Below are 9,659 nucleotides of genomic sequence, written 5' to 3'. Positions count from 1 at the left end.
CGTCTATCTCGTCGGTATGGGCTCATTATAGGGCAATTTCTTACACGTGCAAGCGCTTTTAACGTCTTGTTTTAACGAGTGTTGTATTTTTATGCACTATTTTGATGCAAAAGCACACAAAAACACACCCAACCCATTAATATTCCACATAAATATGTATTTTTAATTAAAATACATATTTATATTCATTTTTTAATTCGTTGATGCTTTTATCTTCATATTGATAATTTCTACTACATTTTTAGGAACATCTTGATGAGAACCTACATTTCCCGTAGGTACTTTTGCAATCTTATCGACAATATCCATTCCTTTAGTGACTTTACCAAACACAGCATAACCTGCATTTCTTTGACTTTTATTTAAGAAGTTATTGTCATCCAAATTAATAAAGAACTGACTTGATGCAGAATCAGGATCATTCATACGCGCCATAGCTAAAGTACCTCGCGTATTCAACACCCCATTACTCGATTCATTTGTAATTGGTGCTTGTGTTGTTTTCTCTGTCATATCTTTGTTCATACCGCCACCCTGAATCATAAACCCTGGAATGACGCGGTGGAAAATAGTGCCATTATAAAATTCACTTTTTATATAGCGACTAAAGTTTTCTACTGAAATAGGTGCTTTGTCATTAAACAGTTCTATTTCAACAAGACCTAAAGAGGTTTTCATTTCTACAGTTGTGTTCGCAGCAATGACGCTCCAACTAGCCAAACTCAACGTTGTTGCCAAAATTATTTGCTTTAACATTTCGTACCTTTATATTTAGACGGACATTTCATACAGCGTATATTATTCGCTCACGACGATTAAATCTTTATTCTTTGCCTAACTTTTCTAAATATAACGGCATGACTACACAAACGCACATATAGTTAGTTATTACATCTATATGTATTTTCGACTCGTTTCACGTGGAACATTTTTTATTCAATTCTTTAGTTAGTGTTGTTTATCCCAAAACCTTCTAAAATTCTTTGCAATTTCTATTGTGATTTTTTTAGCGCGCTTGGAAATAAAAGTTAAATTAATAAAGCCATGCGTTTGATCAGAATAGTTTGTATATAAAATCTTTACACCTTGTTGTCTAATTTTATACGCGTAGATTTCCGCTTCATCATGCAAGACATCATGCCCTGCTGTTAATATATAGGCAGGTGCTAATTTCTTTAAATCTCCATTTGTTGGAGAAACCAAAGGATCATCCAAATCAACATCATGTTGCTTTGCATAAAACTCAACAACATTTTCAATATCAGACTCAGTCAAAATCAGTCCGTCTTTATAAGCAAAGAAAGATGGATGACGACTTTTTAAATCTACAGTTGGATAAATAAGAAGTTGTGCTTCTGGTGCATATGCTTTCATTTTCGTACGCTGTGCAACAACTGTTGCTATGTTTCCGCCGGCACTATCTCCCGCAACCGCAATTCTATTTTTTAATATTTTGAAATGACGTCTATTTTGATAGACCCAAGCTAAAGCATCTTCACAACATTGAATAATTTGAGCTGGGTTTGTTTCTGGTGCAAGTGGATAATTGATACTTAATACTTGAACCTTTGCATGAATTGCCAATAGACGACATGCTTCATCATGCGTATCAATACTACCAACAACAAAACCGCCACCATGATAGAACACCATCATAGGTAATTTTTTATGTGGTGCAGGATGATAATGTCTAGCCTGAATTGTTCCACTGATTAAAGGTAGACGCATATTCTCTACACGCTTCACAAATGTCGGTTTTATACCAATTAAACACATCTGAGATTCGAAAGCTTTTCTTGAAGCTTCAACATCTGTACCAATAAAGCCAGCTTTTCCCTGTTTGAGTTGTGCCGCCATCATACATTTTATAAAAGGATCAAGATCTGGATAGTGATATGGATAAGATAAAACGTTCACTAATGTATTTTGAATAATACGAGGAGTCCGATCCAACAATCGTGCTGCTGTTCCTTGTCTTTTTTCTATTTTTTCTCTTATTAGCGAATGAATACGCACAGTTCCTACCTTTTTTAAAACCCAACTTTCTCTCTATTTATATCATCTACACTTCAGCTTAAACATCTTATATATAGTCATAGCAAAAAAATGAGGTCTTACACTCATTGAAATAAAACCATAAAAACGATGCAATTAGAAACTAGAATAAAATAAACCCGAAGATATAGGCTATCTTCGGGTTTATTTTTGGGAGAGATCAACTTTAATAACACTTCTTTTTGTTTCTCAACAAGAAAGCGGTTAAAAATGATCAAGGGTATAAAAAAAAGGCCCACCCATAGGACGGATAAGCCTTAAAACTTAAAAAGTAAATAAAAAGAAGAAACATACAGCGTTATGAATCTGAACAAATAATATTCAATTCAAACTATAAAGAGAAATACAAAATTAATTCAATACTAATAGTTTTTATATCTAAGTTGATTTTAACAAAAAAAAGCTGAGTCTTGGAGAAGGCTCAGCCAAAAGAGTAATCGAGTATACTGCAACAATTGTATTTAGCTCTCTCCTCAAAATACAATTGCTGCGTATAAAAGAAATAATATCGATGAAATTCTATTTCGTAAAAACGATATATTTCATTGTGCTTATCACATATTGCGATAGTTAATTTTAAGTTTTAAGCGCTATGCTTAAGGCCATTTAATTTCGCCTTTTACAACTTTAGCACCAAGCTCAAGATTAGAATCACCTGCCAATTCAGGATATTTCTGTTTCATTTGCTCAGTTAATTCAGCTGAATTTTTTGTCGCTTTAACAGCTTTTTCATATTGAGCTAAATAGTCTAATGAAAAGTTTACTGCTGCTAAATTTTGTGGTGCATTTACAGATGTATGCGCAGGTACAACAATTTCAGGATTTAGCTTCTTAATATCTTTTAAAGTAGATACAACAGTATCACGATCTTGTTTTGTTGCTGAATCTGCCATCCATAAATGAGAGCCTGAAGTTACAGGAATTCCGCCTACTACAGCTTTAACTTGTGGAATCCATAAATAAGTCAGTTCATTTTTGCCTTTAATTTCAATATTTGAATCTTCAAGCTTTAATGTTTTAGATGTATAAGCTTCTGGAACAATAATATTGCTTGGTGCATTAGCACCCATTTGTGGTCCCCAATAATCCATTTTCAATTTATATGTAGATTGAATATGTTTTACCGTTTCAGGTGTAGCAACAATTTGAGCATTCGGGAAATATGTTTTAAAAACATCTAAAGCAAAATAAAAATCTGGATCACCATAACTTACGAAAATTGTTTTTAGGTTTTTACCTGAATTTAAGATATCAGCAGCAATACGTAAGGCTTCAGATTTTGAGAATTGAGCATTCACCAAAATTGCGTCTTTATCGCCTTCAATTAGTGTTGAAGTCACACCAAAATGTTCGGGTGCTGCAATATAGTTTTTAATTTTTAAATCTTGTGCCATCGCAGTATGAATGCCAAGTGCTAATGTAGTTAAAGCAATTGCTGTTGTTTTTAAAACTTTCATTTTTGTTTGTCTCTAAATTTAATAAGTACACTTTAAATTGCAAATCAAGATGAATAAATACCCATTTTTAAGATAAACTGTTGCATAAATTGCAACAATCATAAAAATATGGATACTTTAAAAGCAATACAAGTTTTTGTTTGCATTGAAAAAAATGGCAGCCTTACTAAGGCAGCAGACCAACTTGGTTATTCTCGTGCAATGGTTTCAAGATATTTAGAGCATTTAGAAAATCATTTTTCTACACGTTTATTACACCGTAACACACGTAATATTTCTTTAACGAGTGCAGGCGAAAAAGCCATACTCTATTGTCAAAATATTCTTCAACAACAGCAATTACTCAAAGAACTATCTGTAGAAGAACAATACACAGGTACAATTCGTTTAACATGTGGCTTATTTATACTGCAAAATGGATTGGCTAAAGCCATTCAAAAGTTTCAGCAAAAATACACACATATTCGATTTGATATCTTAATTACCGAAGAAACCCTAGATTTAGTTGAAGCTCAAATTGATTTGGCTTTTCGCATTACCACAAAAGTGGCTGATGGATTAATTTCTCGCCCTTTAGATCGAGTAGATTCAGTTCTTTGCGCACATGCTGATTATTTGGCAACATCAAGTGAAATCGTTCACCCAGATCAACTCCTACAACATGCATGTATTACCCATCACAGCATGCAAAATACGTGGAGTTTATCTACTCATCAACAACAACCACAAAACTACCCCATTCGAATTGTCGCTCAAAGTAACGATGCTCATGCTTTACATGAAATGTGTTTGAATAAAATGGGGATTGCGATGCTTCCTAAAGTAATGGTTGAAAGAGATTTGAAAGATGAAACATTAATTCCTGTTTTAAATCATTATGAACCCCCTCAATTAGCACTTTCTGTGGTTTATTCTTCTCGACGTCATTTACCTAAAAAAACGCAGGAATTCATTGCTTTTGTCATGGATTATTTAAAAAAATAAACCCAAGATAAAAAATTAAATAAATTTAATTATTCATATCGCTTGAATTTTTCTAGCTCGCCCCGATTTCTTTATTAATCATGACATTTAGCAAAAGGCATGGCAGTTCAGCATTAACACAGTTAGCACTGATGCCTAAAAGGGCTGTACATGTTTAAGAACCCATTTAAACGGAGTAAATCAATGGCGACTGAGCAAAATCAAGAAGCTCAAGATCTTCAACAAGAGCAAGCAGAACAGCTAACTCAAGCTGAAAATGAGCAAGCTGAAGTTTCAGTTGAAGATTTACAAGAGCAAATTAAAACATTAGCTGAAAACTTAAAGCTTGAAAAAGCACGCACTGCAAACGCGGTGTATGAAGCTCAAAAAAGCGTAGAACGTATTCAACGTGAATCTGAAAAGCATAAAGATACTGTGCTTGAGAAATTCGCTAAAGAATTATTAGATTCAGTAGATAACTTAGAGCGCGCTATTGCTGCTGCAGGCGATGAAAAATCTGGTTTATCTGAAGGTGTAGAACTGACGCTTAAATCACTTCTTAACACTTTAGAAAAATTTGGTGTTGTTGTTGTCGATACAGCAAATGGCTTCAATGCAGATTTACATCAAGCCGTAGGTATTGCACCTGAAGCGAAAGCAAATGAAATTGGCACAGTATTGCAAAAGGGCTACACATTAAAAGGGCGTTTATTACGCCCTGCGATGGTACTCGTTGGCGCATAAAGCCTACAAATTCGAGAGTTTTTGATTTTTTTTGAAAAAAATACTTGAAAAAAATTGAACGGCTCTCATATCGGATAACAAATGAATCCCTTTTAATTTCCCTTTGATAAAGGGAAAGATTTGGGAATAAAAGAATTTTAGAGGAAACATCCAAATGGCTAAAATCATTGGTATTGACTTAGGTACTACAAACTCTTGCGTAGCAGTACTTGAAGGCGACACAGTTAAAGTAATTGAAAATGCTGAAGGCGCGCGTACAACTCCATCTATTATTGCGTATAAAGATGGCGAAATTCTTGTAGGTCAATCTGCTAAACGTCAAGCAGTGACTAACCCTAAAAACACATTATTCGCGATCAAACGTTTGATCGGTCGTAAGTACCAAGACCAAGCGGTTCAAAAAGATATCGGTCTTGTTCCTTACAAAATCATCAAAGCAGACAATGGTGATGCTTGGGTTGATGTAAACGATAAAAAATTAGCGCCACAACAAATCTCTGCTGAAATCTTGAAAAAGATGAAAAAAACAGCTGAAGATTACCTAGGCGAAACAGTAACTGAAGCAGTAATTACTGTTCCTGCTTACTTCAACGATGCTCAGCGTCAAGCAACTAAAGATGCAGGTAAAATTGCAGGTTTAGAAGTTAAACGTATCATCAACGAACCAACTGCTGCTGCACTTGCGTTTGGTATGGACAAAAAAGAAGGCGATCGTAAAATCGCGGTTTACGACTTGGGTGGTGGTACTTTCGACGTATCAATCATTGAAATCGCGGACCTTGATGGCGACCAACAAATTGAAGTTTTGTCTACAAACGGTGATACATTCCTTGGCGGTGAAGACTTCGACAACGCTTTAATTGAATTCCTTGTTGAAGAATTTAAGAAAGAGCAAAGTGTTAACTTGAAACAAGATCCTCTTGCTCTTCAACGTTTAAAAGAAGCTGCTGAAAAAGCGAAAATCGAACTTTCTTCTTCAAATGCAACTGAAATTAACCTTCCATACATCACTGCAGATGTAACTGGTCCTAAACACTTAGTGATCAACGTTACACGTGCAAAACTTGAAGGTTTAGTTGCTGATTTAGTTGCTCGTACAATTGAGCCTTGCCGTATTGCGCTTAAAGATGCTGGTCTTTCGACTTCTGACATCTCTGACGTAATTTTGGTTGGTGGTCAATCACGTATGCCAATGGTTCAACAACAAGTTCAAGAATTCTTCGGTAAAGAGCCACGTAAAGACGTGAACCCTGACGAAGCTGTAGCAATGGGTGCTGCGATTCAAGGTGCTGTACTTTCAGGTGACAAAACTGACGTACTTCTTCTTGACGTTACTCCGCTTACACTTGGTATCGAAACAATGGGTGGTGTGTTAACTGCAATTATTGAGAAAAACACGACGATTCCTGCGAAGAAATCTCAAGTGTTCTCAACTGCTGCTGACAACCAACCTGCTGTAGACATTTCTGTGTTCCAAGGTGAACGTAAAATGGCTCAGCAAAACAAATTATTGGGTAACTTCCAATTAGGCGATATTCCACCTGCTCCACGTGGTGTGCCACAAATTGAAGTATCTTTCGACATCAACGCTGATGGTATCTTGAAAGTGTCTGCGAAAGACAAGAGCACTGGTAAAGAACAATCAATCCAAATTAAAGCAAACTCTGGTTTGAGCGATGCTGAAATTGAAGCGATGATTAAAGATGCTGAAGCGAATGCTGAAGAAGATCGTAAATTCGAAGAATTAGCAAAAGCACGTAACGAAGCTGATGCGCTTGTATCTTCTGCTCAAAAAGCAGTGAAAGATTTAGGCGAGCAAGTAACTGCAGATGAAAAAACTGCAATCGAAACTGCTGTAGCTGAACTTGAAGCTTCTACAAAAGAAAATGACGTAGAAGACATCAAAGCGAAAACTGAAGCACTTCAAAACATCATCATGCCAATTAGCCAACGTGCTTATGAAGCAACTCAAGGTCAAGGCGGTGCGGAAGGTTTCGACCCTAATGCATTCGGTGGCGATGCTACTCAAAAAGCAGACGATGGCGTTGTAGATGCTGAATTCAAAGAAGTTAAAGACGACAAAAAATAATTTGTCACTTTAACTGACTAGAATAGTCAAAAAGACCGCGCGAAAGCGCGGTTTTTTTATTCTCAAATTCATATAATTAAGCTACATTATTATTCAAATAACTCTTTGATTTTAAAAAATGCGTGTTTATATACTCATCTTTTTCAGCCTCATTTTATTCTTTTTTATTTATCAAAATAATAAACAACCTCAAGTACGATTAAACTCCCCTATTGATCGGATACTACATCCGACAGATACACGTTTACGATATCGTATTGCAGAAGTAGATCCACGATTCGGCATCAACCATGAGAAAGCCATTCAACTGAGCCAAGAAGCTGCCACAATATGGACAACAGGCACAGGAAAAGAATTTTTTGTATATGATCCAAAAGCCAAACTCACCATTCATTTTCACTATGATGAACGCCAACAAGAAACCACAGCCCGTTTAGCACATGAAAATAACATTAAAAATGATCAAGCATACTGGGATGCTAAAAATCAGGAAGTAAATGCTTTACGCAATGAAATTGATAGGAACGATGCCCTACTCAACGCTAAGAAAGTTGAATATGACATGCAGTTGCAGCACTATAATGAGCAAGTTGCCATGGTCAATCAAAATGGTGGTGCGCCTGCATCTCAGAGAGAAATATTTGCCCAACAGCGACAATTTCTAGAACAGAAGATGAATGCTTTAAAGTTTGAAATTGATGAATATAATCAAAAAATTGCACAATTAAATATGCAAGTTGGAGAGTTGAATAATCTCAATAAAAATATCAATACATCTATCCAGCATTTTAATTTAAGGTTTCAGCCACATTTATTCGATAAAGGTAATTTTGACGGGCGCAATATCAATATATTTGAGTTTCAATCTGAAGATGATTTACGCTTAACACTTGCACATGAATTGGGTCATGCTTTAGGTCTTAAACATAATGATGATCCACGAGCGTTAATGCACCCAATGATGAAAGATCAAGACCAAACCAACTTTAGGCTATTACCTGCCGATTTAGCTTTACTTAGAAATCGATAATTTTTAAAACTGAAGATAAAAAAAAGCCAACACGAATGTTGGCTATAAAGAGGAACCGTAAATTATTTAACAGCAGCAGTGAGCATCACTTCTACTAATACTTGAGGACGAGCCAAATCTGCTTGTAATGCAGCACGAGCAGGTGCAGCACCTTCAGGTAACCAAGCTTCCCAACACTCATTAAATGCTGTGAAATCTTCCGCAATGTTTTTAATCCAAATTTGAGCCGTCAAAATTCGGCTTTTATCACTGCCCGCTTGTTCTAATAACGCATCAATTTTTGCTAAAACTTCTAAAGTTTGTTGTTTTGCATCTGCATCTAAAGTGGTTGGAACTTGACCTGATACATAAACCAAACCGTTATGTACGACGCAACCAGCTAAACGTGCATTTGCACCAATACGTTGAATATCATTACTCATTTTATTTCTCCAAAGATAAACCATCTAAAGCAATTGGCGATGTTGCTTGGCTAATGAGTTGGCTAATAACCATTGCACTACCCGCTGCAAGTGTGAAACCTAAGCTACCTTGACCAATATTCGACCATAAATTTGCGTATTTTGTACGACCTAAAATTGGTGGACCTTTTGGTGTCGATGGACGCAAGCCACTCCATTCTTGAGCAGTATCTACACCTGCTAAATCTGGGAATGTCTTACGAACAGTATCTTTCAAGGCATCCATACGTTCTTGTCGGATATATACATCTTGATAGCCAATATCAACCATTGCAGCAATACGAAGTTGATCGCCTAATTTTGCATATACAATTTTGTTCGCGTAATCGGTCACGCTCATATTTGGAACAATATTAGATTGTTCTGGGAATGGTAAAGTTAAGCTGTATCCTTTTAACGGATAAACAGGAACAGAAATACCCACCATATTGAAAATTGCTGTACTGCCATTACCTGCAGCAACTACAAAATCATCTGCTTCTATACGACCTTTATTGGTTTCAATAGCCTTAACTTTATTATTCTCAGTAATAAAATCTATGACTTCATGCTCATATAAACATAAAAAATCTATGCTTTTTTCTAGCTCTTTATACAAAGCTAAACAGAATTTATAGCAATCTGCTGTTTCATCATCTGGTGTGTAAATATAGCTAAATACTAAATAAATCATTACAGTAATCTTTAAATAATTTATCAATATCTTTAACTCTAAACTTATTTCGAATCGCCTTGACTCGCGACCACATATTTTCTATTGGATTTAAATCTGGACTATATCTAGGAAGCCACACAATGTAATGGCCCGCACAACGTACCAACTCCTGAAGTCTTTTCCCTTTGTGAAAGGTCGCATTGTC

At 35.8% G+C, this 9,659-nt stretch carries 10 protein-coding genes; 4 read left to right on the top strand and 6 right to left on the bottom strand.

From position 1 onward, the window contains the following. Positions 1-192: 192 nt before the first annotated feature. The 3 genes from A6M14_RS12640 to A6M14_RS12630 all read right to left on the bottom strand — a co-directional run bounded on the left by A6M14_RS12640 (position 193) and on the right by A6M14_RS12630 (position 3,512). Positions 193-756: a peptidylprolyl isomerase gene (locus A6M14_RS12640; protein WP_152875501.1), complete on the bottom strand. Its 564-nt coding sequence runs from the start codon at positions 754-756 to the stop codon at positions 193-195. A 192-nt stretch (positions 757-948) separates the two neighbouring features. Continuing rightward, positions 949-2,016 carry an alpha/beta hydrolase fold domain-containing protein gene (locus tag A6M14_RS12635; RefSeq protein WP_188110913.1) on the bottom strand — a complete coding sequence of 356 codons (1,068 nt, stop codon included), beginning with the start codon at positions 2,014-2,016 and terminating at the stop codon, positions 949-951. Positions 2,017-2,651: 635 nt separating this feature from the next. Continuing rightward, positions 2,652-3,512: an MBL fold metallo-hydrolase gene (locus A6M14_RS12630; protein WP_152875499.1), complete on the bottom strand. Its 861-nt coding sequence runs from the start codon at positions 3,510-3,512 to the stop codon at positions 2,652-2,654. Between the two features lie 108 nt (positions 3,513-3,620). Between A6M14_RS12630 and A6M14_RS12625 the strand changes: the two genes are divergently transcribed. The 4 genes from A6M14_RS12625 to A6M14_RS12610 all read left to right on the top strand — a co-directional run bounded on the left by A6M14_RS12625 (position 3,621) and on the right by A6M14_RS12610 (position 8,338). Then, entirely contained in the window at positions 3,621-4,496 is an 876-nt protein-coding gene (locus tag A6M14_RS12625) for a LysR family transcriptional regulator (protein WP_152875497.1), read from the top strand. A 183-nt stretch (positions 4,497-4,679) separates the two neighbouring features. Continuing rightward, the gene (gene grpE / locus A6M14_RS12620) at positions 4,680-5,219 is read left to right on the top strand and encodes a nucleotide exchange factor GrpE (protein WP_152875495.1); all 540 of its coding nucleotides are present in this window, start codon (positions 4,680-4,682) and stop codon (positions 5,217-5,219) included. Positions 5,220-5,373: 154 nt separating this feature from the next. Continuing rightward, on the top strand, positions 5,374-7,308 hold the full coding sequence (gene dnaK, locus A6M14_RS12615; RefSeq protein WP_152875494.1) for a molecular chaperone DnaK: 1,935 nt from the start codon (positions 5,374-5,376) through the stop codon (positions 7,306-7,308). 118 nt (positions 7,309-7,426) lie between these two features. After that, positions 7,427-8,338 (top strand): matrixin family metalloprotease, encoded by a 912-nt coding sequence (locus tag A6M14_RS12610; RefSeq protein ID WP_152875492.1) that lies wholly within the window; start codon positions 7,427-7,429, stop codon positions 8,336-8,338. A 62-nt stretch (positions 8,339-8,400) separates the two neighbouring features. On the opposite strand, the gene A6M14_RS12605 is transcribed toward A6M14_RS12610, so the two are convergent. From A6M14_RS12605 to A6M14_RS12595, 3 genes are all read right to left on the bottom strand, one after another. Then, the gene (locus tag A6M14_RS12605; RefSeq protein ID WP_152875490.1) at positions 8,401-8,760 is read right to left on the bottom strand and encodes a RidA family protein; all 360 of its coding nucleotides are present in this window, start codon (positions 8,758-8,760) and stop codon (positions 8,401-8,403) included. Between the two features lies 1 nt (position 8,761). Further along, complete coding sequence (locus A6M14_RS12600; protein ID WP_241678074.1) at positions 8,762-9,472, bottom strand: FAD-dependent oxidoreductase; 711 nt, start codon at positions 9,470-9,472, stop codon at positions 8,762-8,764. Then, positions 9,453-9,659: transposase (locus A6M14_RS12595; protein ID WP_171500290.1), on the bottom strand; the 207-nt coding region annotated here is incomplete at its 5' end. The genes A6M14_RS12595 and A6M14_RS12600, both read right to left, overlap by 20 nt.

It is taken from the genome of Acinetobacter portensis (genome assembly GCF_009372215.1).
Taxonomy (GTDB): Bacteria; Pseudomonadota; Gammaproteobacteria; order Pseudomonadales; family Moraxellaceae; genus Acinetobacter; species Acinetobacter portensis.
Note: the sequence above shows the minus strand (reverse complement) of the source record. Positions and strands in the feature narration are given on the sequence as shown.